The sequence below is a fragment of the Candidatus Sphingomonas phytovorans genome, from assembly GCA_029202385.1.
In the GTDB taxonomy this organism is placed as follows: domain Bacteria; phylum Pseudomonadota; class Alphaproteobacteria; order Sphingomonadales; family Sphingomonadaceae; genus Sphingomonas; species Sphingomonas phytovorans.
In genome coordinates this window covers 1,607,967-1,634,913 of the sequence record CP119314.1, presented here as the reverse complement: position 1 = coordinate 1,634,913, position 26,947 = coordinate 1,607,967, and the positions used below count along the sequence as shown (strand labels likewise).

18 protein-coding genes and 1 pseudogene are annotated in these 26,947 nt (G+C 66.7%); 15 read left to right on the top strand and 4 right to left on the bottom strand.

Going from position 1 to position 26,947, the window contains the following annotated elements; genetic code table 11:
• Positions 1-3 precede the first annotated feature (3 nt).
• From P0Y59_07420 to trxA, 9 genes are read left to right on the top strand one after another with little or no spacing between them, the layout of a single operon-like run.
• Positions 4-2,358 carry a PAS-domain containing protein gene (locus P0Y59_07420; GenBank protein ID WEK01498.1) on the top strand — a complete coding sequence of 785 codons (2,355 nt, stop codon included), beginning with the start codon at positions 4-6 and terminating at the stop codon, positions 2,356-2,358.
• Between the two features lie 54 nt (positions 2,359-2,412).
• Positions 2,413-2,667, top strand: coding sequence for a type II toxin-antitoxin system CcdA family antitoxin (locus P0Y59_07415; protein ID WEK01497.1), 255 nt, complete (start codon positions 2,413-2,415; stop codon positions 2,665-2,667).
• Positions 2,667-2,966, top strand: coding sequence for a CcdB family protein (locus tag P0Y59_07410; GenBank protein WEK01496.1), 300 nt, complete (start codon positions 2,667-2,669; stop codon positions 2,964-2,966). Before P0Y59_07415 ends, P0Y59_07410 begins: the two co-directional genes overlap by 1 nt.
• A 7-nt stretch (positions 2,967-2,973) precedes the next feature.
• On the top strand, positions 2,974-3,414 hold the full coding sequence (tsaE, locus tag P0Y59_07405) for a tRNA (adenosine(37)-N6)-threonylcarbamoyltransferase complex ATPase subunit type 1 TsaE (protein WEK01495.1): 441 nt from the start codon (positions 2,974-2,976) through the stop codon (positions 3,412-3,414).
• Positions 3,411-4,382, top strand: a complete 972-nt coding sequence (locus P0Y59_07400) for a phosphotransferase (protein ID WEK02527.1) — start codon at positions 3,411-3,413, stop codon at positions 4,380-4,382. The genes tsaE and P0Y59_07400 overlap by 4 nt, the downstream gene beginning before the upstream one ends.
• Positions 4,379-5,140 (top strand): nucleotidyltransferase family protein, encoded by a 762-nt coding sequence (locus tag P0Y59_07395; protein ID WEK01494.1) that lies wholly within the window; start codon positions 4,379-4,381, stop codon positions 5,138-5,140. Before P0Y59_07400 ends, P0Y59_07395 begins: the two co-directional genes overlap by 4 nt.
• The gene (gene addB / locus P0Y59_07390) at positions 5,133-8,102 is read left to right on the top strand and encodes a double-strand break repair protein AddB (GenBank protein WEK01493.1); all 2,970 of its coding nucleotides are present in this window, start codon (positions 5,133-5,135) and stop codon (positions 8,100-8,102) included. Before P0Y59_07395 ends, addB begins: the two co-directional genes overlap by 8 nt.
• Positions 8,083-11,523 carry a double-strand break repair helicase AddA gene (addA, locus tag P0Y59_07385; GenBank protein ID WEK01492.1) on the top strand — a complete coding sequence of 1,147 codons (3,441 nt, stop codon included), beginning with the start codon at positions 8,083-8,085 and terminating at the stop codon, positions 11,521-11,523. The genes addB and addA overlap by 20 nt, the downstream gene beginning before the upstream one ends.
• Before the next feature lie 49 nt (positions 11,524-11,572).
• The gene (gene trxA / locus P0Y59_07380; protein ID WEK01491.1) at positions 11,573-11,896 is read left to right on the top strand and encodes a thioredoxin TrxA; all 324 of its coding nucleotides are present in this window, start codon (positions 11,573-11,575) and stop codon (positions 11,894-11,896) included.
• 373 nt (positions 11,897-12,269) lie between these two features.
• On the opposite strand, the gene P0Y59_07375 is transcribed toward trxA, so the two are convergent.
• Complete coding sequence (locus tag P0Y59_07375; GenBank protein ID WEK01490.1) at positions 12,270-12,881, bottom strand: glutathione S-transferase; 612 nt, start codon at positions 12,879-12,881, stop codon at positions 12,270-12,272.
• Positions 12,882-12,934: 53 nt separating this feature from the next.
• A pseudogene (argJ, locus tag P0Y59_07370) lies at positions 12,935-14,165 on the bottom strand (bifunctional glutamate N-acetyltransferase/amino-acid acetyltransferase ArgJ).
• A 108-nt stretch (positions 14,166-14,273) separates the two neighbouring features.
• On the opposite strand from argJ, the gene P0Y59_07365 reads away from it, so the two are divergent.
• The 3 genes from P0Y59_07365 to secA all read left to right on the top strand — a co-directional run bounded on the left by P0Y59_07365 (position 14,274) and on the right by secA (position 17,901).
• Complete coding sequence (locus P0Y59_07365) at positions 14,274-14,738, top strand: energy transducer TonB (protein WEK01489.1); 465 nt, start codon at positions 14,274-14,276, stop codon at positions 14,736-14,738.
• 63 nt (positions 14,739-14,801) lie between these two features.
• On the top strand, positions 14,802-15,065 hold the full coding sequence (locus tag P0Y59_07360) for a hypothetical protein (protein ID WEK01488.1): 264 nt from the start codon (positions 14,802-14,804) through the stop codon (positions 15,063-15,065).
• Positions 15,066-15,165: 100 nt separating this feature from the next.
• Positions 15,166-17,901, top strand: coding sequence for a preprotein translocase subunit SecA (secA, locus tag P0Y59_07355; protein WEK01487.1), 2,736 nt, complete (start codon positions 15,166-15,168; stop codon positions 17,899-17,901).
• A gap of 51 nt (positions 17,902-17,952) precedes the next feature.
• On the opposite strand, the gene P0Y59_07350 is transcribed toward secA, so the two are convergent.
• Together P0Y59_07350 and P0Y59_07345 are read right to left on the bottom strand one after the other, a co-directional pair.
• Entirely contained in the window at positions 17,953-18,531 is a 579-nt protein-coding gene (locus P0Y59_07350) for a hypothetical protein (protein WEK01486.1), read from the bottom strand.
• Positions 18,532-18,782: 251 nt separating this feature from the next.
• On the bottom strand, positions 18,783-19,577 hold the full coding sequence (locus tag P0Y59_07345; GenBank protein WEK01485.1) for a helix-turn-helix transcriptional regulator: 795 nt from the start codon (positions 19,575-19,577) through the stop codon (positions 18,783-18,785).
• A gap of 83 nt (positions 19,578-19,660) precedes the next feature.
• Between P0Y59_07345 and P0Y59_07340 the strand changes: the two genes are divergently transcribed.
• The 3 genes from P0Y59_07340 (at position 19,661) to P0Y59_07330 (ending at position 26,936) form a co-directional block, all read left to right on the top strand.
• The gene (locus P0Y59_07340; GenBank protein ID WEK01484.1) at positions 19,661-20,344 is read left to right on the top strand and encodes a class I SAM-dependent methyltransferase; all 684 of its coding nucleotides are present in this window, start codon (positions 19,661-19,663) and stop codon (positions 20,342-20,344) included.
• Positions 20,345-20,625: 281 nt separating this feature from the next.
• Complete coding sequence (locus P0Y59_07335; GenBank protein WEK01483.1) at positions 20,626-22,731, top strand: BamA/TamA family outer membrane protein; 2,106 nt, start codon at positions 20,626-20,628, stop codon at positions 22,729-22,731.
• Positions 22,731-26,936 (top strand): translocation/assembly module TamB domain-containing protein, encoded by a 4,206-nt coding sequence (locus tag P0Y59_07330; protein ID WEK01482.1) that lies wholly within the window; start codon positions 22,731-22,733, stop codon positions 26,934-26,936. Before P0Y59_07335 ends, P0Y59_07330 begins: the two co-directional genes overlap by 1 nt.
• The last annotated feature ends 11 nt before the right edge of the window (positions 26,937-26,947 follow it).

Here is a 26,947-nt window from a genome sequence, read left to right as displayed (position 1 = left end):
GCGGTGATCGGACTTTCGGCCAGCGCTGCGGCAATTGCCGGATGCGTTCTTGCAGTGTTCGTCATCGCGACGGCATGGTTGCTGTATCTCGGGCTTCGCGCGCGTCGTGACGCCGCGGCAACGCTGGCGGCCAATGCGCGGCTTGAAGCGCTGATCGGTTCAGCCCCGGCACTGGCGATGATCGTGCGGGCTGACGGCCGGCTTGAACTGCCCGATCGCCTGGCCGACTGGCTGGGGATATCGCCGCCGCCGCGGTATCTCGATGATCTGGCCGGGCGCGACGGCGGGCTGACCGCCGAGGACTCACGCGCGATCGCGGCCGATGTCGCCGCGGCGCAGAAGGCGGGGCGGCCGTTCGCGCGGGCGATCCGCGCGCGTGGATCATCCCGGGCGCTGATGATCAGGGGAGCACGGGCACCCCGCGACCTGCAGGCGCCGGGCGGTGTCGTCCTGTGGGTCTTCGACGCAACCGAGAGCGAGGCGGAGATCGCGCGGCTCGGTGAGGAGGGGGCCGAAGCGCTGGCGGCATTCGATGCGCTGACCGGCCTGATCGAGGCGGCGCCGTTGCCGATGTGGTATCGCGGCCCCGACCTGCGGCTGGCGATGGTCAATTCCGCCTATGTCGATGCGGTCGAGGCACCCGATGCCGCCGACGTGATCCGGCGCGGCGTTGAACTGGTCGAGGGATCGGGCGTCGGCGGGCCGCTGGCGAGCGCGGTCATCGCGCGCGACACGGGCAAGCCGCAGATGCAGACGATGCCGGCGACGATCCGCACCATGCGGCGGATGCTGCGCGTCTATGACGTGCCGTTGCCGACCGGCGGTGTGGCCGGCTTCGCGGTGGATATCGAAGACCTGGAACAGGCGCGCAGCGGCATCAAGCGCTTCGGCGATGCGCAGCGCGCGATGCTCGACCGGCTCTCCGCCGGCGTCGTGCAGTTCGCGCCGGACCGGACGCTCGCCTTCTGCAACCAGCCTTTCCGCAGGCTGTTCGCGATGAAGAGCGAATGGCTTGCCGACCGGCCGGAGTTCGATCGCGTGCTCGAACGGATGCGCGAGGCGAACCGCTTGCCCGAGGTGCGCGACTTTCCGGGCTGGAAGGCGGAGCGGCGCGACTGGTTCCTCGAGGCGAGCGGCGCGATCGAGGAACAATGGCATCTGCCGGGCGGTGTGCATCTTCGCGTCGTCGCGCAGCCCTTGCCGGATGGCGGGCTGTTGCTGATCTTCGAGGATCGGACCGAACAGGTCCAGCTCGCCAGCGCGCGCGACACGTTGCTGCGGGTGCGGACGGCGACGTTCGACAATCTCTACGAGGCGCTGGGCGTGTTCGCGGCTGATGGGCGGCTGCAGCTGTGGAACAACAAGTTCCGCGCGCTGTGGGGGTTCGATGAGGCGTTCCTGACGGGCCATCCGGGCGTCGACACGCTGGCCGATGCGGCCGCGCGGCAGCTTGCCAAGCCGGCGCGGGCATCGCTGATCGGCGATCTGGTGCGCGCGGCGACGGTGGAGCGACAGCAGCGTGGCGGGGAGCTTGAATTCGCCGACGGGCGCTTCTTCGAACTGGCCGCGGTGCCACTGCCCGACGGCAACGGGTTGTTCACGATGCTCGACATTTCCGACAGCCGTCGGATCGAACGCGCGCTGCGCGATCGCAACGAGGCGCTCGAAGCGGCCGACCGGATCAAGACCGCGTTCGTCGCCAATATGAGTTATGAACTGCGCACGCCGATCACCTCGATCAGCGGTTTCGCCGAGATGCTGGCCGAGGGCTATGCCGGCAAGCTGAGCAAGGATGCGCACGGCTATGTCGGGGCGATCCTGGAATCGGTCGAGCGGCTTGGCTTCTTCGTCGACGAAGTGCTCGATCTTACCCAGAATGAGGGCCGTACGCCGGCGCTGGAAATGCTCGAGGTCGATCTCGACGTGGTGGCGCGCGAGGCGGCCGAGACGATTCGGCCGCTCACTGCGCGTAAGAAGCTGGATTTCGCGGTCGAGATATTGCCCTCGACCGGTGGCATGAAGGGGGACGCCAAGCGGCTGCGGCAGGTGGTCGAGCATCTGTTGCGCCATGCGGTGAGCGGGGCGGAAGAGGGCGGGCGGATCCTGCTGCATGTCGACGGGACCGCGGCCGCGGCGCGGATCGTTGTGTCGGACGACGGCGCTGGCATGACTCCGCAGGCCGTGGCGCATGCGTTCGACCGGTTCGCGGAACCCGGTGTGACCCGCGGAGGCGAGCGATCGCTCGGGCTTGGCCTGCCGCTCGCCAAGCAGTTCGTCGAGGCGCATGGCGGCACGATCGAGTTGATATCCGAACCGGGCGAGGGGACGTTCATCACCGTCAAGCTGTGGCGGCGCTAGCTTGTATGCGCATGGCTATGCGCATAGTATATGCGCATAAGCTGGAGGCTTTTCATGACGCGATCCACCGTTCGTGACGCGAAGGTGCCGTTCAGGCGGCCGACTAATATCTCGCTCGATTCCACGATGATCGAGGATGCCAGGGAATTGGGCATCAATATCTCGCGCGCCTGCGAAGAGGGGCTGGCGAAGCAGATCTCCGAGGAGCGCGGGCGACGCTGGAAGGAAGAGAATCGCGAGGCGACCGCCGAATGGAACGCCTATGTCGCAGAGCATGGGTTGCCACTTGAGCGCTTCCGTCAATTCTGATGGCGCGCTTCGATGTCTATCGACCGAAAGATAGTGACGAATTGCTGCTCGATTGCCAGGCGGATGTGCTTGACGAACTGGACAGTCGTTTTGTCGTGCCCTTGTTGCCGGCATCCCTGTTCCACAAGACGTTCGCCCGGCTGAATCCGACCTTCGAGGTAGAGGGGCGGAGCGTGATCATGGCGACTCAGTCGGCCGCCACCATCCCAGTCCGATTGATCGGTCAACGTGTCACGTCGCTGGTGGAGGAGCAGTTTGCCATCATGAACGCCATCGACATGCTCCTGACCGGCTATTGAGATGACGATGACACTTGCGAACGCTGCCGCCACCGAAGCGCTTGGCGCACGCCTCGCCGCGCTTGCCGGGCCCGGCGACGTGATTACGCTGACCGGCCCCCTCGGCGCCGGAAAGACAAGCATCGCGCGTGGGTTGCTCGCGGCGCTGGGGCTTGAGGGCGAGGCGCCGAGCCCGAGCTTCGCGATCGTGCAGCCCTATGCCCCGCCCGAGGTGAGCATGCCCGTATTGCATGTCGATCTCTACCGCATCGACGAGCCCGATGAGATCGAGGAACTGGGGCTCGATGAGGCACTGTCCGATTCGCTGCTGATCGTCGAATGGCCCGAACGGGCGCCCGGCATGTGGCCCGAGGCGCTGGCGCTGGCGCTTACGATCGAACCCGATGGCACCCGCGCCTTGACAGCGCAGGTGCCGGCGGCATGGAAGGCGCGATGGCGACAGATATGATTCCCCCGGCTGCGGCGGCCGCTTTTCTCGCGGCGAATGGCTGGGGCGGGGCGGATATCCTGCCGGTGGCGGGCGATGCCTCGTTCCGCCGGTATTTCCGGGTGGTCGATGGCGATCGCAGCGCGATCCTGATGGACGCGCCGCCGCCGGAGGAAGACCCGCGCCCCTTTATCGAGATCGCGCGCTGGCTGTGCGAGCGGGGTTTTGCCGCGCCGGCGATCCATGGCGTCGACCTGGAGCGGGGCCTCGTGCTGCTCGACGATTTCGGCGACGTGCGGCTGCGCGAGACGGCGGACGAGCTGTCAGAACGCGAGATCGCACTCTACGAGGCGGCGATCGACATCCTGGTTCAGCTGCGCACACACGAGGCGGGACCGCTCCCGCCCTATGACCGTGCGGTGCTGCGTCGTGAGGCCAATTTGCTGACCGAATGGTATTGCCCGGCGGTCGGCATCGCTGCCGATCAGGCAGGGTATGATGCGGCATGGGATGCGGTGTTCGATGCCGTGCTCGCCGGGCCGCGGGTGACGGTGTTGCGGGATTATCATTCCGAAAATTTGATGCTGATCGGCGGCGGCGACACGCTCGGCCTGCTCGACTTCCAGGACGCGCTGGCGGGGCATCCGGCCTATGATCTCGTCTCGCTGCTGCAGGATGCGCGGCGCGACGTCGACCCGGCGCTCGAAAGCGTCATGCTCGACCGCTACAAGCGGATCACCGGCGCCGGAAAGGATTTCGACATCGCCTATCATGTCCTTGGCGCGCAGCGGAATGCCAAGATCGTCGGCATCTTCACCCGCCTGTGGAAGCGCGACGGCAAGCTGCGCTATGCGGCACTTTGCCCGCGCGTCTGGCGCTATCTGGAGCGCGACCTCGCTCATCCGGCGCTGGCGCCGGTGAAGACCTGGTTCGATGCCAATATCCCTGCCGACATGCGCGGTGACCCGATGGTGATTTCCGGCCAATGACGACCAAACGTACCCTTGCGATCCGTCCCGACCCGGGCGGCGAGATTCCCGAAACCGCGATGGTGATGGCAGCGGGGCTGGGCAAGCGGATGCGGCCGCTCACCGCGACTCGGCCCAAGCCGCTGGTCGAGGTCGCCGGCCGGCCGCTGATCGACCATGTGTTCAACCGGTTGCGCGCGGCCGGCGTTAAGCGGGCGGTGGTCAACGTCCATTATCTGGCCGACGCGCTCGAGGCGCATCTGATGAACCGGGTCAAAGGCATCGAGATCGCGGTGTCGGACGAGCGGGACAGGCTGATGGAGACCGGGGGCGGCATCGTCCAGGCGCGCGACCTGATCGGAGACAAGCCGTTCCTCGTCATCAACAGCGACAATCTCTGGATCGACGGGCCGGCCGATGCGATCCGGCTGCTCGCGGCGCGATGGGACGATGCGCAGATGGACGCGCTGCTCCTCATGGTGCCGTTCGCCAAGGCATATAATCATGGCGGGCAGGGCGATTTCCACCTCGCGCCCGACGGCCGTATCACCAAGCGGCGCCAGCCCGGGCGGCCGGCGCCTTTCGTCTATACCGGCGTTCAGATCCTGTCGCCGCGCGTGATCAGGGATTGGCCCGAGGGACCGTTCTCCACGATGGTCTTCTGGGAACGCGCGATCGCGGCTGGACGGGCCTATGGGCTGGTCCATCAGGGCCTGTGGTTCGATGTGGGCACACCTGCGGCGATAGGACAGACCGAGGCGATCCTCGCTGATGGCTGAGGCCGTCAAACCGGCACTCTTCACCATCCCTGCGCACCGGGCCTTTGCCGACGCGCTTGCCGCCGGGCTGATCCGGCGCTTGGGCGGGGAACCGCTGGGGTTGGCGCGCGGGCTGGTGCTGTTACCCAACAATCGCGCCAAGCGGGCGATGACCGATGCGTTCGTGCGGGCGAGCCAGGGAGGATTGCTGCTGCCACGGCTGGTCGCGATCGGCGACCTGGACGAGGCGACGGGGGCGGCGCTCGATCCGGCGGACGATGGCGATCCGGTTCCCCCGGCGGTGGCTCCGCTCCAGCGCCGGCTGATCCTCGCCAGGCTGGTCGCTGAGGAGCGGTCGCGAAGCGGCCAGCCGGTCGATGCGGCTGAGGCTGTCCGGCTGGCGGGCGATCTCGCGCGGACGCTTGACCAGCTGCTGGTCGAGGAAGTGGCGCCGACGAAGCTGCGCGACCTCGAATTGAGCGAGGAACTGTCGGATCACTGGCGCCGGGCGCTGGCCCTGTTCGGGATCGTGCTGGACCGCTGGCCGGGCGAACTGAAACGGCTGGGAAAGATCGACCTGGCCGACCGGCGCGGGCGGTTGCTGCATCGACTAGCCGAGCGGTGGGAAAATATCCCGCCGCTGGGCTTCGTGTGCGCGGCGGGCATCACTGATTCAGCGCCGGCGGTGGCGGCGCTGCTGCGGCGCGTGTCCGGGTTGCCGCTCGGCATGGTGGTGCTGGCCGATCTGGCGACCGGCATGGACGAGCAGGAATGGCAGGCACTGGGGCCGCATGAGCCCGATCCGGTAACCGGGTTCCGCCGCCGGTCGATCGAGACCCATCCGCAATTCCATCTGAAGCTGCTGCTGCAACGGATGGGGGTGAACCGCGGCGAATTCTCGCTTTGGCGCGATGGCGGGGGTCATGATGCCACGGCGGCGCGGGGCCGAGCCATCGCGAATGCGCTCGCGCCCGCCGAATTCACGGGCAAATGGACATCGCTCGACGCCGAGGATCGTCGCCTGTCGGGCATTGCCGCCGCCGAGCTGGCCACGCCTGCCGAGGAGGCACAGGCGATCGCTCTTGCCCTGCGGCAGGCGCTGGAGATCCCCGGGCGGACCGCGGCATTGGTGACACCCGATCGCGCGCTGGCACGCCGGGTGGCGGCTCATGTCGCGCGCTGGGGGATCGCGATCGACGATTCCGCCGGGCGGCCGCTGTCGATCCTGCCCTCGGGCACGCTGCTGACCGCACTTGCCGAAGCAGCGACTCAGCGCTTCGCCCCGCTGGCGCTGCTGACATTGCTCAAGCATCCGCTGGTGCGCTTTGGCGAGGCGCGTGGCGCGTGGCTGGATGGCGCCCGCGCACTTGACCGCGTGTTGCGGGGGCCGCGGCCGGCGCCCGGACTCGCGGGGATCGATGACCATCTCGCCACGCCCTCGGAACGTGAGCGGCGGCTCTTCGGCGAAGCGTTGGCATGGTGGCCTGACGCGCGCGCGCTGCTGGCGCCGATCGAGACGGTGTTCGAGGACGACGCGGAGCCTCTGGCGGCGTTGGTGGCGGCGCTGCGCGAGACTGCCCAGGCGCTGTGCGGCGATGCGCTGTGGAGCGGCCCGGCGGGGCGCGCGGCGGCCGAATTGCTGGCCGATCTGGAAGCTGAGGCGAGTGCCGGGCCGGCGAGTGTCGAACCGGCCAGTCTTGCGCCGCTGCTGAAGACGCTGATGGATGAGGTCGCGGTGCGACCGCCGCAGGGCGGCCATCCGCGGCTGGCGATCTACGGCCTGATCGAGGCGCGGTTGCAGACCGCCGACCTGATGATCCTGGGCGGGCTGAACGAGGGCGTCTGGCCCGGCCAGCCCGCGCCCGACCCGTGGCTCGCGCCGCGCATCCGGGCGGAGCTTGGCCTTCCGGGGCTGGAACGCCGGGTCGGTGTGTCAGCGCATGATCTCGCCGGCGCGCTAGGCGCGCCGCAGGCGCTGATCACGCGAGCGCGACGCGATGCGAGCCAGCCAGCGATCGCCTCCCGGTTCTGGCTGCGATTGCAGGCGCTGGCCGGAGAACGTTTCGAGCGGGCGCGGACACTGGAGCGCTGGACGAGAGCGCTGGACGATCCGGGCATGCACGAACCGGCCGACCAGCCAGCGCCGTCGCCCCCGGCAATCCTGCGACCGAAACGAATCGCCGTCACCGATGTCGACCGTTTGAAGGCTGACCCCTATGCCTTTTACGCCAAGCGCATCCTGCGGCTGTTGGCGCTCGACCCGGTCGATGCCGATCCGAGCGCGGCGTGGCGTGGGACGGCGGTGCATGAAATCCTGGAGGTCTGGGCACGCGAGGACCAGTGTGCGCCCGACACCCTGCGGGTGCGCGCGCTGGCGATGCTGGCCGACGAGCGTACCCATCCGATGATGCGCGCGCTGTGGCAGCCACGGCTGATGGAGGCGATCGACTGGATCGCGGCGGAGATCGCGCGTGGGAGTTCGCTGGGTCGGCAGGTGCTCGCGGTCGAGCGTGAGGGAAGAATCGACATTGCCGGGGTTACGTTGACCGGCAAGTTCGACCGGATCGACCGGATGCCCGACGGGACGCTGGCGGTGATCGACTACAAGACCGGCAAGGCGCCGTCGCCTGCCTCGGTGCGCGCCGGGTTCAGCCTGCAACTCGGCCTGCTCGGGCTGATCGCCGAGCGGGGCGGGTTCGAGGGAATCCAGGGCGACGCACGCGGTTTCGAATATTGGTCGCTGGGCAAACGCAACGACAGTTTCGGCTATATCACCTCTCCGGTCGACCCGGCGGGAAAGGCCGAGAAGGTGCGGCCTGAGGATTTCCCCGCGTTGGCGGCACATCATTTCACTGAGGCGGTCGCGGCCTGGCTGACCGGCGGGGAGGCATTCACCGCCAAGCTCCACCCCGAATATGCGCCCTACGCTGATTACGACCAGTTGATGCGCCGCGACGAATGGTATGGCCGTGAGCGCGGATAACCGGCCCCTTCCGCATTTGAAGGGCAATCAGGCCGCCGCGAGCGCGCCCGATGCTCATGTCTGGCTGTCGGCCTCGGCCGGCACGGGCAAGACTCAGGTGTTGACCGCGCGCGTGTTTCGCCTGTTGCTGCGCGGGGTCGATCCCGGCGCGATCCTGTGCCTGACCTTCACCAAGGCCGGCGCGGCCGAGATGGCGGGGCGGATCAGCGCCCGGCTCGCCGCCTGGGTGCGCATGCCCGAGAACGACTTGAAGAAGGACCTGTATGCGCTTGGCGAGGATCATCTCGATCCGCGCCGCACCGCCTATGCCCGTACCCTGTTCGCCAAGGTGCTTGACGCGCCGGGCAGCGGCCTGCGCATCCAGACGATTCACAGCTTCTGCCAGGGGTTGCTTGCTGCCTTCCCGGTCGAGGCCGGGCTGGTGCCGGGTTTCCGCCCGTTGGAAGCACGCGAGGAATCGGTGCTGGCGCGCGAGGCGCTGGCCGAGATGCTGGTCGAGGCGGATCGCGAGGGCAGGGCGAAGCCGATCGAGACGATCGGCCGGCTGAGCGTGCGGCTTGGCGAGGGCGAGGCGGAGAATTTCCTGCGCGCCTGTGGGCGAGCGCCGGCCGCGATGGAGGAATTGCCGCGCGGTGACGGACTGCGCCCGTTCCTCCGCCGCGCGCTCGACCTGCCGACGGGCGATATCGAGAGCGTGATCCTGAGTGCTTGTGGCGATGACATGGTCGATCATGAAGCACTCGACTCGATCGGTGGCATGAACAGCGGCTGGGGTACCAAGAGCGGGGTCGAACGCGCCGGGATCATTTATGGCTGGCTTGAAAAACCGGTCGTTGAGCGCGCCGCCGCGCTCGTCGATCTCCACAAGGTCTGGGCCAGGGCGGATGGCGGCATGCGCTCCTTCGCCAAGGGGCAGGCGCCGCAAGAGGAAGAGTATCCCGAACTGGCGAGCGGGCTTTACACCTGGTGCGCGGAGCTGCTCGATCTGCGAGTCCGCGCCGTCTATGCCGATCTTCTGGCCGACGCGCTCGACGTGGGGCGTGATTATGCGGCGGCCTATGCCCGGGCGAAAAGGCGCATCGGCGGGGTCGACTTCGACGACCTGATCCGCGCGACGATCGATCTGCTCGGCCAGCCGGGCATGGGCGAATGGGTGCGCTACAAGCTCGACCAGGTGACGGAGCATATCCTGATCGACGAGGCGCAGGATACCAATCCGGAGCAATGGTCGATCGTACGCGCGCTGGCCGACGAGTTCTTCGCCGGCCTGGGCGCGCATGACGAGCGGCTGCGGACCCTGTTCACGGTGGGCGACTACAAGCAGGCGATCTTCGGCTTCCAGGGCACGCACCCGATCTATTTCCAGGCGGCTGAGCGGCACTTCGGCGGGCTGGCCGAGGACGCCCAGGGGCCGGACGGGGAGGGGCTCCGTTTCGACCGGCTCTCGCTGACTCACAGTTTCCGCTCGACCCTGCCGGTGCTTGAGTTCGTCGATGCGGCGATCGAGGCGATTCCTGAACCAGGGCTCGGCACCATTGCCGAGCGCGAGCCGCATGCCAGTGAAGTCCAGGGCCCCGGCACCGTCAGCTTGTGGCCGCTGACGGTCGCGGGCGGGAGCGAGGAGGATGAGGAAGGCTGGATCGCCGATTCGACCCGCGCGCTCGCCAGCCAGATCGCGAAACAGATCAAGGCGTGGATCGGCACGCTGGTGCTGGAGAGCAAGGGGCGGACGTTGCGCCCCGAGGATGTAATGATCCTCGTCAAGCGGCGCGGTGAATTGGCCTCCCTGATCGTGGCGCGGCTCTATGCCGAGGGCGTGCCGGTCGCGGGGGTTGATCGGCTGCGGCTCAACGCGCCGCTTGCGGTGCAGGACCTGCTCGCCGCGATCCGTTTCGTGTTGCAGCCGGGGGACGATCTGTCGCTCGCCAGCCTGCTGGTCTCGCCGCTGATCGGCTGGAGCCAGGAGCGACTGATGGAGACGGCGCCGCGCGACTCCGGCAGCCTGTGGCGGCATCTGTCGCGCACCCAGCCGCGCGAGGCGCTCGATCCGCTGCACAGGATGCTCGACCGGGCGGATATCGCCACGCCTTATCAGTTCCTCGAAGAGATGCTGTCCGGGTCGCTCGACGGGCGGCGCAAGCTGATCCGGCGGCTGGGGCAGGAGGCGCGCGATCCGATCGAGGAACTGCTCAACGCCGCGCTCGATTTCGAATCGCTCGGTACGCCGTCGCTGCAGCGCTTTCTCGACTGGTTCGATCGCGGCGATGTGGAAATCAAGCGCGATCCGTCAGCGCCGCTCGACGCGGTGCGGGTGATGACCGCGCACGGTGCGAAGGGATTGCAGGCGCCGCTGGTGATCCTGGCCGATGCGGCGGTCGATCCGACTCGCTCGCCGCGCTCGACGCTCGACTGGACGCCGGAGGGCATGGCGAACGCGCTGCCGATCTTCCGCCCGCGCGCCAGCGAACGCAGCGGGCCGCTTGGCGACGTGCTCGATGCGGATGCGCAGCGGGAGTTGGAGGAGCATTGGCGGCTCTTCTATGTCGCGGCGACGCGGGCCGAGGAACGGCTGGTCATCGCCGGGGCGCTGGGGCCGCTTGCCAAGGGCGAGCCGCCGCCATCGAGCTGGTATGCCGCGGCCGATTGCGCGATGACCGCGCTGGGCGTCGCACCGTCGCCCGATGCGCGGAGCTTCACTGGAATCGTGCCACAAAAGGCGGTTGCCGTCTTCGGCCGGAAAGCGGCGGAACAGGAAGAGGATGTCTCGCTCCCCGGCTGGACTCAGGAGCGCGCGCCGGTCGAGGCGCGCCCGCCGCGCCCGCTCGCGCCGTCGTCATTGGGGGAGGATGCCGTGGCCGATCCGCCCCCGACGCCTGCGATGCGCGCCGCCGCCGATCGCGGGCGGCTGATCCATGCGCTGTTCGAGCGCCTGCCGTCGGTGTCGCGCGCGAGCCGCGAGGGCGCGGCCGATTGCTGGCTTGAGCGGGTCGGTGCGGTCGCTGATCCCGTCGCGCGGGCGAAGATCGGGCAAACCGTGCTCAAGGTGCTGGATGATCCTCGCTTTGCCGACCTGTTCGGGCCGGAGTCGCTGGCGGAGGCGCCTATCGCGGCGGTGGTCGGCGAGGGGCTGGTCGTATCCGGCACGGTCGACCGGCTGCTCGTGACGTCGGAGCTGATACAGGTGATCGACTACAAGACGGGACGGCAGATCCCACAGGCGCCGGACGATATCCCGCCCTATCATGCGCGCCAGATGGCGGCCTATGTCGAGGCATTGCGCGTGATCTTTCCCGGGCGGGAGATCGAGGCGGCATTGCTCTACACGGCGGGGCCGACACTGGTTGGCTTGCCGTTGTCGCTGCTCGATCGCCACAAGCCGGGCTATGCCGCACCCCAACAAAGCTACGACCTGCCCGCTTGAGTGCCGGGCCCCCGGTCCCTAGATTGCGCGCAACACAGGAGATTCCATCATGGCGACCAAGCAGATCACCGACGACAGCTTCCACAGCGACGTCATCAGTTCCGACAAGCCGGTGCTCGTCGATTTCTGGGCCGAGTGGTGCGGGCCGTGCAAGATGATCGGCCCCAGCCTGGAGGAGATTTCCGACGAACTTGGCGAGCAGGTGTCGATCGTCAAACTCAACATCGACGACAATCCCGACGCCCCGGGGCGCTATGGCGTGCGCGGCATCCCGACGATGATTCTGTTCAAGAACGGGGCCCCTGCCGCGACCAAAGTCGGCGCTGAGCCGAAGGGCCGGATCAAGGCATGGCTTGAGGGCGAACTCGCCTGATCACCTGAGATATCGAAAGGGGCCGCGCGGCTTTGGCTGCACGGCCCCTTTTTTATTCAGCGATAATAATCGTGGCGTTCAGCACCATCGAAACCGGCCGCTTTGCAGGCAGCAGGCGCGGAAATCTCTTCCCCGAGCCGCAAGGGCAGGGGTCGTTCCGGCCGAGTTTTTCGATGAGCTCGATATCACCATGGACGAAGCGGAAGCCCCGCTTCACGTTCGTCTCGGACGGATATCCCTTACGCCGCTTCGAGCTGACCTCGAAAGCAGGGCAGGTCGGCGAGTTGGTCGATGCGGTGCATGACGGCCTCCTGTCATAACGTCGCCTGAGTGCGACGGCGGCCGAATGCCCCGGGGCGAAGGGGCCGTCAAGTCAGGTGAGCGGGATCATCACCTGGCTGGCATAGCCGGCGCGTGCCTGGAGGCTGTTGTACCAGTCGGCCACATTGGGCAGGTCCGGCCGCTCGATCGGCAGGGTGAACCAGCTATGAGCATAGACGCCCATCGGCACGTCACCGATGCCGAAGGCGTCGCCCGACAGCCAGGGGCTCAGCGCGAGATGGGCGTCGAGCACCGCCATCTTGCGGGCACAGGTGTCGGCCGATCGCCTGATCGCGTCGGTATCTCGCTGGTCTTCGGTGCGCCGAACCAGGTTGATGAACGCGTCGCGCTGGGCCTCGGCGTAATCGATCTGCCAGTCCATCCAGCGATCGGCCATCGCCCGTGCCGCGGGAGCGGCGGGCCAGAAACGATCCGGTGCGTGACGCGCGGCGAGATAGCGCAGGATCGCATTGGATTCCCAAAGGGTCACCTCGCCGTCGTCGATCGTCGGGATCAGGGCGTTGGGATTCCGCGCGAGATAGTCGGCGTCCATGCCGAACCGGCCGCCGACATCATGCCGGACATAGGAGAGGCCGGCCTCCTCGGCGAACCACGCGACTTTCTTCACGTTGTGGGAGTTCAGGCGACCCCAGATGGTCAGCATGCCGCCATGCCCTTCAAATAATGCGCCTCCGCGTCCCGCGCCGGGGAAGGGTATCAGCTCCGGTAATCGGCGTTGATCGCGATATAGCCGTGAGTCAGGTCGCAGGTCCAAACCGTGGCGCGTCCGTCGCCAAGGCCGAGGTCAACGCCGATGTCGATCTCGCTGCCCTTGAGGTGCGCCGCGACGGGGGTTTCGTCATAGCCCGTCACCGCGAGGCCGTCGCGCGCGACCTGGGTCTCGCCGAAGCGGATGGCGAGCCTGTCGCGCTCGGCCGGTTCGCCGGCCTTGCCGACCGCCATGACGACACGGCCCCAATTGGCGTCCTCGCCGGCGATGGCGGTCTTCACCAGCGGAGAGTTGGCGATCGACATCGCGATGACCCGTGCGCTGCGGTCGCTTTCGGCGCCGGTGACGTCGATAGTGATGAACTTCGATGCCCCCCTCGCCATCGCGCACGACGAGATGGGCAAGTTGCAGACAGAGATCCGCAAGCGCCGCACGGAAGGCGTCCGCCCCGGCGTCGTCGGACGAGGCGAGCGGAGCGTTGCCCGCCTTGCCGGTCGCGAAGGCGAGCACCGTGTCGCTGGTCGAGGTGTCGCTGTCGACCGTGATGCAGGAGAAGCTCTTCAGGTTCGCGTCGGAAAGCGCGGCCTGGAGGAAGGCGGGATCGACCGCCGCGTCGGTGAAGATGAAGCCGAGCATCGTTGCCATGTCGGGCATGATCATGCCCGACCCCTTGATGATGCCGACGAGACTGACCGTCCTGTCGCCGATCACTGCCTGGGTGACCGCGGCCTTGGTGAAGGTGTCGGTGGTCATGATCGTGGCGGCGGCGTCTTCCCAACCGCACGGATCGGCCTGGAAGGCGGCATCGAGGCCGGCCTCGCTCTTGTCGATCGGCAGCGGCACGCCGATCACGCCGGTCGAGGCGACGAACACGTCGGAGGGCTGGCAGCCCAGCCGGCCGGCGACGCGGGCGGCGAGATTCTCCACCGCCGCGCGGCCGCGATCGCCGGTGAAGGCGTTGGAATTGCCGGCATTGACCACCAGCGCGCGCGCCTGGCCGAGCACCAGCGCCTTGCGGCACCATTCCACCTCGGGCGACGGGCAGCGGCTCTGAGTCAGCACGCCGGCCACCACCGTGCCCGGATCGAGCGTGACGAAGGTCAGGTCGCAGCGATCCCAGGTCTTGTAGCGCGCGCGGGCGATGCGCGGCGTCACGCCGGGGATCGCCGGGAGATCGGGAAAGCCTTCAGGCGCGAGCGGGGAGCGGGTGCTGGACATGGGCGCCCTAATAAGGCCCGGCGTGCGGGAGGCAAATGCCGTTGCCGTCAAAAGCGTGGCCAGCGCGCAATTCGCCTGTATCATCGGGACGGGGACGATGGAGGCGGCATGATCATCGGGGAGGGGCGGAGCGTCACGATCGCCGTGGTCTTCACGGCTGTGGTGCTCTTCCTGTTGCTGATCGTGATGATCGTCCTTGGCTTCGAGCAATATGGGCCGCGCCTGTGGATCGCGCTTGGCGGACGGGTCGTGCCGCCGCCTGATCGTACGCTGGCCGGAGCGAAGGCGGCGCCAGTCGATAGTCCGGGCGCCTGGTTCGGAGAGGATGCCTATCCGCCCGATGCGATACGCCTTGGCCAACAAGGACGCACGGTGGCGAAAGTCGTGGTCGATGCGACAGGGGCACCGACCGATTGTACGATCACAACCGGCAGCGGATCGAAGAGCCTCGATTCAACGACCTGTACGATCCTGATGAAGCAGGCGACCTTCACACCGGCACGAGACCGAAACGGTGTGGCGACCATCGGCGATTATACGGTGCCGGTCCGATGGGTATTGCCGCAGAACTGAACGGTTTTCGTGATGAGCAATCGCTGGACGCCCGCATCCCGACCCACTACATCGCACGCCGCGATGGAACTGCTTCTCATCCTTTCCGCCCTGCTGAGCGCGCTGACCGGCGCGATTTCCGGCGTGCGGGCTCCCGAGGTGCGGCTGCATCAGGCTGTGGTCGAGGCGTCCACGGCGCGCACGACTGCGCCGGCCGCCGCGCGCGTCGCGGCGCGGCCGATCGTCCAGGCGATGCCGACGCTCGTCGCGGCCGCGTCGGTGGGCGTGAATGCGGTGTTTTCGCTCGACCATGCCTATCCGCTCTATGCGGAGCGTCGTCGCGAATAGCGCGACCGCCTGATCCGGCTTCGGCCGGTTCCTTTCGTCATGTCCATTCCGCCGCCCGGCACGATCCGGCGGCCATGCCTTCAAAGATCGGGAATTCTCCATGCTCGGCGGCTTTGCCAAATCGCTTTTCGGCTCCTCGAACGACCGTTACGTCAAGTCGCTCGGCTCCATCGTCGCGAAGATCGCGGCGTTCGAACCGACCATCTCGGCGATGACCGACGCCGAGCTTTCCAACCAGACGAGCGTGTTCCGCGAGCGGCTGGCGAACGGCACCAAGCTCGACGACCTGCTGCCCGAGGCGTTCGCCACGGTGCGCGAGGCGGCGAAGCGGACGCTCGGCCAGCGCCATTACGACGTTCAGATGGTCGGCGGCATCGTGCTCCATCGCGGTGAGATCGCCGAGATGCGCACCGGCGAGGGCAAGACGCTGGTCGCGACGCTCGCGACCTATCTCAACGCGCTGCCGGGCACCGGCGTGCATGTCGTCACGGTCAACGACTATCTGGCGGAGCGCGATGCCGGCTGGATGGGCCAGGTCTATCGCTTCCTCGGCCTGACCGTCGGCGTGATCATCCCGAACCTGACCGACCAGCAGCGCCGCGACGCCTATCATTCGGATATCACCTACGGCACGAACAACGAGTTCGGCTTCGATTATCTGCGCGACAACATGAAGTATGAGCGCAGCTCGATGGTGCAGCGCGCCTTCAACTTCGCGATCGTCGACGAGGTCGATTCGATCCTGATCGACGAGGCGCGCACGCCGCTGATCATTTCCGGTCCGACCGACGACAAGTCCGATCTCTACAAGAGCGTCGACGCGGTGGTGAAGCAACTGACCGCCGAGGACTATGAGAAGGACGAGAAGCAGAAGTCGATCATCCTGACCGAGGACGGCACGGAGAAGGTCGAGCGCATGCTCGAGGCGGCCGGCCTGCTCCAGGGCGCGAACCTCTATGATTTCGAGAACACCCAGGTGGTGCATCACACCAACCAGGCGCTGCGCGCGAACATGATGTTCAAGCTGGACACCGATTACATCGTCAAGGACGGCAAGGTCATCATCATCGATGAGTTCACGGGCCGGATGATGGATGGCCGGCGCTGGTCGGACGGCCTTCACCAGGCGGTCGAGGCGAAGGAGGGCGTTCAGATCGAGCCCGAGAACCAGACCATGGCCTCGATCACCTTCCAGAATTATTTCCGCATGTACCCCAAGCTCTCCGGCATGACCGGTACCGCGGCGACCGAAGCGGCCGAATTCTACGATATCTACAAGATGAACGTCGTCACCATCCCGACCAACGTCGGCGTGAGGCGCGTCGACGAGGAGGACGAGTTCTACAAGGACACCGCCGACAAGTTCCAGGCGATCGCCAAGAAGATCAAGCATCATGCCGAGCTGGGCCAGCCGGTGCTGGTCGGCACCGTCTCGATCGAGAAGTCGGAACTGCTGTCCGAATTCCTCGTCAAGGAAGGCGTGAAGCACGAGGTGCTCAACGCGCGCCAGCATGAACGCGAGGCGCACATCGTGGCGCAGGCCGGGCGCAAGAGCGTGGTGACGATCGCCACCAACATGGCCGGCCGCGGCACCGACATCCAGCTTGGCGGCAACCTGGAATTTCGCGTCAATGATGAACTGGCCGAAATGCCCGAGGGGCCGGAGCGCGAAGCCGCGATCGCCAAGATCAAGGCGGAGATCTCCGCCGAGAAAGCGGAGGTGCTCGCTTCGGGCGGTCTCTTCGTGCTGGGCACCGAGCGGCACGAGAGCCGCCGCATCGACAACCAGCTTCGCGGCCGTTCGGGCCGTCAGGGTGACCCCGGCCTCAGCCGCTTCTATCTGAGCCTTGACGACGATCTGCTGCGCATCTTCGGGCCGGACACGCTGTTCGCGCGGATGATGCGGTCGAACATCGGCGATGGCGAGGCGATCGGATCGAAATGGCTCTCCAAGGCGATCGAGACGGCGCAGAAGAAGGTCGAGGCGCGCAACTACGATATCCGCAAGCAGGTCGTCGAATATGACGACGTGATGAACGACCAACGCAAGGTGATCTACGAACAGCGCGCCGACATCATGGATGCGGACACGGTCGGCGATGTCGTTGCCGACATGCGCACCGAACTGGTGAATTCAATCGTCGGCGATGCGTGCCCGCCCAACAGCTATCCCGAGCAATGGGATATCGAGGGCATGCGCACGAAGCTGGCCGAGATGCTCGCGCTCGAGCCGCCGATCGACGACTGGCTGAAGGAAGAGTCGATCGATCCGGAGGTGGTCGAGGAGCGCGTGCGCGAGGCGGCCGATGCGATGGTCGCCGAGAAGGCCGCGATGCTTGAGCCGGAGCAGTGGATCCAGGTCGAGAAGTCGATCCTGCTGCAGAATCTCGATCATCACTGGAAGGAGCATCTGGCGACACTCGACGCGCTGCGCCAGGTCGTCCACCTGCGCGCCTATGCGCAAAAGACGCCGATCAACGAATATAAGCAGGAAGCCTTTTCGCTGTTCGAGCGGATGCTGGGCAATATTCGCGAGGACGTGACCCGCACCATCGCGCATGCGCAGTTCCAGCTTGAGGAGCGGCCGGCGCTGCCCGACCTGCCCGACTTCATCACCACGCATTTCGATCCGTTCAGCGGCGACGACGACAGCGCGGATTTCGACGCCGGCACCCGCGGCCTTTTGACCACGACCTTACCGCCGCTATCGATCCCGCGGCCGACCGGGGAGGAGGTGGGCGAGGACCCGGCCGACTGGGAAGGCAAGGTGAGCCGCAACGCCTCATGCCCCTGCGGGTCGGGCCGCAAATACAAGCACTGCCACGGGGCGGTATGAGAAAGGGGCTCCCCCGCAACGAGCGGGGGAGCCCTTTGGCTATTTCGGCGGTTATTTCGGCGCGACGATCGACGGGCCGAGGTTGTTGATCACCTCGCGCGCATCGAAGGCGCGGACATTGTCCGCCGGCTTGGGGCCGCGACCGAGCACGATTTCCGAGCTGGCTTCATATTTGTCGACGGTGGTGACATCGACGCCGCGATCCCAGAACGGATCGCCCCAGAACGGATCCCAGCTCCGCCAGCCGAAGCCACGGCCGCGATAGCGCCAGCTCGCGCCCCAATATCCATAAGGTCCCGGACCAAAGGCGCCCGGCGTGGTGTAGGTCCGCGTCTTCCGATCGGTATTGCGATCGGCCAGGATGAAGTAATCATAACCGTGCTGAACCGTCAGTTCCGCCGCGTGATACAGCAGATAGCGCTCGACTGTGTCGCGCGATGTGTAGCTGTTGCCCGCGAAGCTCACCATGAAGCGGTTCGGTTCGATCATCCGGTCGCTGTAGCCGGCCCGCTCGAAGCCGGTGCCGGTCGCTGGCCGATAGGTCGTTTCGGTGGCGCAGCCGGCGGTCATCAGGGTTGCGGCACCCAGCGCTGCAAACAGTGTGGCCCGCGAAGTTCTCGTCGTCTTCATCTCTTCCTCCAGGCACGGACCGATGCGGCAAAGCGTGCCGCAGCGGCCGTCAGTTGTGGAACGTTCGACTGAGCCCAAGTGTCCGTGACAAAGTCGTCAGCAGATCGTCACGGAATGGTAATGATCCGACCCCCGAATGTTCCGGCCGGGACAGCTCCAGCTCATGCGAGGAAGACGGTGCGGGGCTCGGTTGACCGTAACGCTTAGCTATTGAGCGGATTGGGAAGGGATGTTTCGAGAATCGTTGCAACCTAAGGGTCGGCGCGATCCGCATCGATCATCTCGGCGCGATAGGCGGCAGGCGGTTCGCCGAACGTCCGGCGAAACAGGGCGATAAAACCGCTTGCCGTGGCGTACCCAAGGTCGAGCGCGATCGTGGTAACCGCCTGTCCCTCAGCCAGCATCTCCAGGGCCCGCATGAGTTTCGAGCGCTGGCGCCAGACCCTGAAGCTGAAGCCCGTCTCCTCAACGAACCGGCGGCTGAGCGTGCGCTCGCTCACGCACGCCAGCGCCGCCCAGGCGCCGATTGCGCGATCATCGGCGGGGTCGTCGATCAGCGCTTGAGCAACCCGCAGCATTCGTGGATCGCGTGGTAGCGACAGTCCGAACGTCTCCACCGGCAGGCCGCCGATCTCGTCGAGGATTACGGCCGCAACCCGCTCGGCGGCGGGGCCCCTCGGACCAGGTGTCCACCCCGCGGCCCGCAGCACCGCCGCGCGCAGGAGGCTGGAGGTACGGATCGTGGAGGCCTCGCGCGGCAGGCCCGCACAGGCATCTTCCGCCACATAGACGGTCCACCCATCCATGGCCCCATGCGAGCGTGCCCAGTGCGGCTCATGTGGCGGCAACCATACTGCATGAGTTGCCGGCACCACCCACACGCCCTTTTCGGTGCCGACCGAGATCAGGCCTCTCAGCGATCCCAGGAGCTGGCCCTCCGGATGCCGGTGCGGAAGCGAGCCGTGACCCGCCGGATCGCGGCCGCGCGCGGCGACCAGGATCTCGCCGACGGGCAGCGGAACGGCGGTGGGTCCATATGCGATCATGGCGGCTCCATGCTATATCATGGCTGCAATGCTTTATAGCCGTCGCGCCGCAGACAGTAAGGTACAGTCTGAGGTATCGATCTATGACTGACGTTTTTCATCCTTCCGTTCTGGATCCGACCGCGCGAACTGTCGTCGATCGGCTGCAGAGAAAAGCGAGCAAACAGCTACCAACGCTCTTTCGCCACTATTTGCCCCGCTTGCCTTCCATGCTGCTCGGGCGCCCGGTCAGGCCGCCCAGGGACATTGGCTTCTTCGACGACAAACTCCTGCCGCTCAATCTTGCGCAAGGCGATCTCCTCTACCTGCTTGCCCGGGCGCGGAGACCGCGTTGCGCCGTCGAATTCGGCACGTCCTTCGGCGTCTCGACCATCTATCTCGCCGCGGCGATCCGGGATGCGGGCTGCGGCGGGCGCGTGATAGGCACCGAACTGGTGCCGGCGAAGGCGGCGGCAGCGCAAGCGAATCTCGCGGCGGCCGGTCTCGCCAATCTGGTGGAGATCCGCGAGGGTGACGCACGCGAAACGCTAGCGTGCGTCGATGAGCAGGTGGACTTTCTCTTGCTTGATGGTTGGCCGCAACTTGCGCTCGATGTTCTTCGAGCTGTCGAGCCGTCGCTATCGAATGGGGCGATCGTGTTCGTGGATAATGTCGCGCAGTTCCGCACGGAATTGAAGCCGGTGGTCGAACGTCTGTCGAGCCCGACCTGGCGGACCAGCATGTTGCCTTTCAGAAGCGGAACACTCGTGGCCGTACGCGAAAGCTGAGCGGGCTGGCATAGCTCCACGTCTAAACGCCTCGAATGCTACGCTAGCGCCTATGGGATCGCCTGCGCCAATCGCTGCTCAAGCGGATTTTGTTGGACGCGGCTGGAACATGAAGGCGATCGGCTGGTTATAAGGAAGGGCCGGGGCGGTTCCAATGCATATGGACCGCTATGCTCGTGAACCGTAAGGCTTTGCGAGAGTAGCCGATTATTCTAGCTGGGGGCGGGCAAGCGGTTTTGCATTCACGGTCGAGCGTCATCCTGTTGGCCAGCGCATGCGCGATGGCGCAACCTGCCGCAGCGCAACGGCGTCCAGATCCGCTTGAGCAGGCGCGGGACAGCCAGAAGGAATCCGCCAAGGCGACTGATCCCGCAGGACAGGGTGCCGACGCGCCGATCATCCCGGATTCGCAGTTCGAGCAGGCATTGCCAGCGATCGACCCCGCCCTGAACCAGCCGCTCGCGCCGATCGAAAGCATCGATCTGATGCCGGTGGTGCAGCCGGCCACTCCTGCCGGTGCGCAACCCGCGCAGCAGCCCGTCACCGCGCCCGCGACGGTCGACCCGGCACTCGCCGAACCGCTGCCGCCGCTCGCCGGTTTCGATGTCGAGCCGCCTGCCGCGGCCACCGGCAAGGAGGCTTCCGATGCACCACCCGAGCTTCGGTACTCGGTCAAGGTAGAGGGGCTGGAAGCGGTCGGCCTGGAACATCCCTTCCGCGCACTCTCCTCGCTCGACAAGGGGGACGGCAAGGGTGCCAACGGCGCGGTGATTTCAGCCCGTGCCAGGGAGGATGAGGGCCTGGCGCTGCGCATGCTGCGCGCCGAGGGATATTATGACGGTGTGGTCTCCTCGCTGGTCGAGCCGGTGCAGAACCAGCCCGGTCGAGTCACCGCGACGATCAATGCCTCGCCCGGTTCGCGCTATACGCTCGGCGCCATCGTGATCGAGGGGCCAGAGACAGTGCCGCCGGGCCTTGTCAGGAGCGCGCTTGCGCTGCGGACCGGCGATCCGATCGTCGCCAGCGCGATCGAGGCGGCGGAGGGCGGCGTGGCGCTGCAATTGCCGCAACAGGGCTATCCCTTCGTCAAGGTCGGGGAACGCGACATCGAACTGGACGATGCGACTCATCTCGGCGCCTATACGCTGCCGGTCGATCCCGGACCGCGTTCCTCCTTCGGCACCTACTCGACGACCGGGAAGCTCGCGTTCAACGCGGCACATGTCGGCGTCCTCGCGCGGTTCAAGCCTGGCGAGCTCTATGACGATCGCCGGGTCAACGATCTGCGCGAGGCGCTGGTCGCGACCGGGCTGTTCGACAGCGTCGCGGTCGAGCCGCGGCGTACGGGCCAGATCGCGCCCGACGGGACTGAGGTGGTCGACCTGCTCGTTACCCAGAATGCGGGCAAGCCCCGACGGCTGGCCGCGACTGCCGGCTATTCGACCGGGCAGGGCCTGCGGCTCGATGCGAGCTGGACACACCGCAATCTGTTCGGCCCGGAAGGGTCGCTTGCCTTCAGCGGCACGGCAGGAACCCAGGAGCAGGGCGCGGCCGCGACGTTCCGCCGGGCCAATGCGGGACGGCGCGACAAGACGGTGCTGCTTTCGGTCACCGCCAACCGCCAGAATTTCGACGCGTACAAGGCGCTGACCCTGGGTATCAACGGCCGGATCTCGCTTGATTCAACGCCGATCTGGCAGAAGCGCTGGACCTGGGCCTATGGCTTCGAACTGCTCGGATCGCGCGAAGACACGTTCCAGGCGGCGACGGGCAAGCGCGCCTATCAGAATTACGGCATTGCCGGGATAAACGGCCAGGTCGGTTTCGACAGCACCAACAGCCTGCTCGATCCGACCAAGGGCTTCCGCGCGATGGTCCGCATCAGCCCCGAAACGTCACAGACCGAAGGCAGCAACTATCGTTATATCCGCGCCCAGGTGGACGGCAGCACCTATTACCCGGTCACGGACAGCCTGGTGATGGCGGGTCGAATCCGCGTTGCCTCGATCGCCGGCGCACCGCGCGATGCGATCGCGCCCTCGCGTCGGCTTTATGCGGGCGGTGGCGGCTCGGTGCGGGGTTTCGGCTATCAGCAACTCGGCCCGCGCGACAGCAACAATGATCCGGTGGGCGGGCGCAGCCTTGTCGAGGGCGCGATCGAGGCGCGGTACCGGTTCGGCAATTTCGGGATCGTGCCCTTCTTCGATGTCGGCCAGGCCTATGCCTCGACCCAGCCCAAGTTCACCGACCTGCGCTACGGCGCCGGAATCGGCGCGCGCTATTATACCAATTTCGGCCCGGTTCGCTTTGACGTCGCCACTCCGCTTGGCCGGCGCAAGGGTGAATCCAAGGTCGCGATCTATATCTCGATCGGACAGGCCTTCTGATGCCGGAAACCGACGTCGAGACCGCCGCACCGGCACCGCGCCGCCGTTTCCCGATCGGGCGCATCGCGGCCTGGCTGGCCATCGCGGTCGCCGGTCTGCTCGCCCTGGCGATCGTCGCGGTCTTCGCGCTGAACACCGACCCCGGCCGGCGTTTCCTGGTCGGCAAGCTTTCAGGCTATGAAACGGCATCCGGCCTCAAGGTCGAGCTCGGGCGCCTGGACGGCTCGCTCTACGGCAAGCTCACCATCCGCGACCTGAGGATCAGCGACCCGAAGGGAGTCTTCGCGACCGCGCCGCGGATCGATCTCGACTGGCGGCCCTTCGCCTTCATCCGCAACCACGCTGACATACGCTCCGCCGCCGCGCCCCTGATCACGCTCGCCCGGTTGCCCGAACTGAAGCCGGTGCCGAGCGATCCCAATGCGCCTACCCTGCCTGATATCGACATCGATATCGGGCGCCTGAAGGTCGGACGCCTCGTCCTCGGCGCGCCGATCACGGGCACGCGGCGGGCGATGACGCTCGATGCGGTGGCGCATATCGCCGATGGTCGCGCGCAGATCACCGGCAACGCCGCCGCGCTCGACGGGGGCGATCGGCTTGCGCTCGTGCTCGATGCGGTGCCGGACCAGGATCGCCTGATCGTCGACGCGCGACTCAATGCTCCGGCCGGCGGGATCGTCGCAGGGATGGCCGGGCTGAAGCGGCCGCTGGCCGCGCAGATCAACGGGCGCGGAAGCTGGTCGTCCTGGCAGGGCAAGGCGGAGGCAGCGCTCGGCGGCAAGACGCTTGCCGCGCTGGATGTCACCGCGCGCAACGGCACCTTCACGGTGCGCGGGCCGCTTCATCCCGGGTTGATCCTGGCTGGGCCGGTCGAGCGGCTGACAGCACCGGCGTTGCTGGTCGACTTCACCACCACGCTCGCTGCGCGCCGCGCGACCACAAGGCTGTCGCTGCGCTCCAATGCGCTGGCGGTGACGGCGAATGGCGTGGTGGATCTGGCGAAGAGCCGTTTCGAGGGCATGCAGGTCGAGGCAGGGCTGCTTACCCCGGGATCGATCGCACCGAATCTCAACGGTCGCGATGTCCGCGCCTCGCTTCGCCTCGACGGTGCCTTTGTCCGGCCGCTGGTCGACTACAAGATCAGCGCGGCGGCGATCGGCTTCGACAAGACCGTGGTGCAGGGCCTTTATGCCGAGGGACGCAGCCGGGTTGATGCCGACCGGATCATCGTGCCCGTCTCCGCGCGCATCGCGCGAGTCACCGGGTTGAACGCGGCGGCTGGCGGATTGCTCACCAAGGTGACCGTGAACGGCGAGTTCGCGATTTCCGGGGATACCATCCTGTCGGACAATCTGCGCATCCGTTCGCCGCAGATCGATGCGACCGCAATCGTGGTCGCCGACCTGTCGACCGGTATATATCGTGCTGGCCTGAAGGGCCGGATCAACGATTACCGCATCGACGGAGTCGGCATCATCAACGCGACGACCGACATGAAACTGGTTACCGTCGCGTCGGGTGGTTTCGGGTTGAAGGGGCGGTTCGGGGTCACCACGGTGAAGCTCGACAATGCGGGCGTCGAGAATTTCCTCGGCGGCCGCGCCGTGATTGTCGGCAACATCAGCTTCGATCCGAAGGGCGTGTTCCGCGTGGAGAATCTGCGCGTCGCGGCACCAAGCTTCCGCCTCACCGGAGGCCAGGGCAGCTATCTGCCAGACGGCCGAATCGCCTTCACCGCGCAGGGCAGTTCGACGCAATATGGTCCGCTCGCGCTTGCCGTGTCGGGCACCGCCGAGCGCCCGCTGATCAGGCTGCGCGCGAGCCGACCGAATGTCGGCGTGCAGCTCAGCGATGTCGAGGCGACGATCCGGGGCACCGGCACCGGCTATGCCGTGGTCGCGACCGGCGGATCGCCCTACGGGCCGTTCAACGCTGACGTGCTGATCCGCACCGGCGGTGGGCCGCTGACGATCGACATCCACCGTGCGCGTTTCGCCGGGGTCGACTTTGCCGGTACGGTTCGTCAGGCGCCCGCGGGTCCGTTCCTGGGCCGGCTCACCGCCAACGGGTCGGGGATCAACGGCACCGTCACCCTGTCGGCGGTCGGCGCCGTGCAGCGCGCCCAGGTTTCGGCCCGCGCAAACGGCGCGCATATCCCCGGCGAGGCGAAGCTCGTGATCGAACGCGCGATCGTCGAGGCGACGATCACGCTCTATGCCAAGGCGCCGGAAATCGTCGCCGATATGCAGCTTGCCGGCGTCCGCCAGGGAAGCTTCTACCTCCAGACCGCGCGCGCCAAGGTGAATTATCAGGGTGGCCACGGCACCGCGCAAGTCGTCGCCAACGGCGAGAGCGGCGTGAGCTTTCGCGTCGCCGCCAACGCGCAGCTTTCGCCTGACCTGTACCGGGTCGCGGCACAGGGCCAGGTCGGCACCGTGGCATTCTATCTGGCCCAGCCGGCGATGATCAGGAACGATCATGGCACCTATGTGCTTGCGCCGGTCGCGATCGTCGTGCCGCAAGGACAGGTCCGGGTTGCCGGGCGCTATGGCAAGACGCTTGAGCTTCAGTCGCGGTTCGACAATTTCGATCTCGCGATCCTCAATGCGTTCGCTGCCGGTGCGGGCATTGGCGGACGCGCGACCGGCAGCCTCGACTTCGTCCAGGCCGGGGCGGGCATGCCACGCGCCGATCTGCACCTCGACGTTCGCGGTTTCACGCGTTCGGGGGCCGCGGTCGTGTCGACGCCGGTCGACATCTCCGCGCTTGGCACGCTCCGTCCCGAAGGCGGCACGCTGGGTGCGCTCATCAAGCGCGGTGGGGCGGCGATCGGCCGGGCGCAGGTGCGGTTGCAGCCCGTCGGCGAGGGCGACTGGACGACCGCCCTGATGAATGCGCCGCTGGGCGGCGGAATTCGCTATAATGGCCCGGCCGACGTGCTGTGGAGCCTGGCGGGCCTCGCGAACCAGACGCTTACCGGGCAGATCGGCATCGCCGCCGATTTCTCCGGACGCCTGTCCAGCCCGCAACTGACCGGCCTGATCCGGGCTAACGCGCTCGCTTATGACAATGAGACCTACGGCACGCGCATCAGCGCTATCAGGCTGAACGGCCGCTTCACCAGCGACCGGCTTGAGATCACCGAATTCAGCGGACGTGCCGGGAAGGGCAGCGTTTCGGCGAAGGGTAGTGTCGGCTTCGGGGCCGATGCGGGCTTCCCGATCGATATAAGGGCTACATTGAGCAACGCGCAGCTTGCCCGCAGCGATGCGCTTGGCGCGACCGTCTCGGGGGATATCGCCGTCACCAACAGCAAGGCGAATGGCGGTCTGGTCTCCGGCACGCTGAACTTGCCCGAGGTACGGTATGAGATCATCCGCCAGGGCGCGGCCGAAGTCGCCGAGCTACAGGGCGTGCGGCGTAAGGGCACCAGCCGCGCCCAGGCAGCGAGCGATGCCGCCGCGGCGGCGGCAGGCGTGCCCAGCCTATTCAAGCTCGACCTGCGAATCCATGCCGACAATCGCCTGTTCGTTTCCGGCATGGGCCTGGAGAGCGAATGGAGCGCGGATTTGCGGGTCGGCGGCACCTCCGCCACGCCGGAAGTCATCGGCAATGTCGATCTGGTCCGGGGCACCTACAATTTCGCGGGCAAGCGCTTCGATCTCGATCAGGAGAGCGTGATCCGTTTCGAGGGCGGCGCGGTGACGAACCCGTTGCTGTCGATGAAGGCGACGGCGACCATTTCCGGCACCGCCGTCACGATCAATATCGCCGGCCGGGCGCAGAACCCGCAGATCACCTTCAGCTCCTCGCCCAGCCTGCCACAGGACGAGTTGCTCTCGCGAATCCTGTTCGGCAATTCGGTGACCGAATTGTCGCCGATGCAGGCGATCCAGCTTGCCGCCGCGCTCAATTCGTTGCGCGGCTCGGGCGGCGGGCTCAATCCGCTCGGCAAGCTGCGTTCGGCTTCCGGTATCGATCGCCTGCGGGTTCTCGGCGCGGACGAAGCGACCGGACGCGGAACGTCGGTCGCCGCGGGCAAATATATCTCGAACGATATCTATGTGGAGATCGTCACCGATACCCGGGGCTTCACCGCAACCCAGATCGAGATCGCCCTGTCGAAGGCGCTGAGCATCCTGAGCCAAACCGGCGGCTCCAACGGCACCGCGATCAACCTGCGCTATTCCAAGGATTATTGACGATAGAGCCA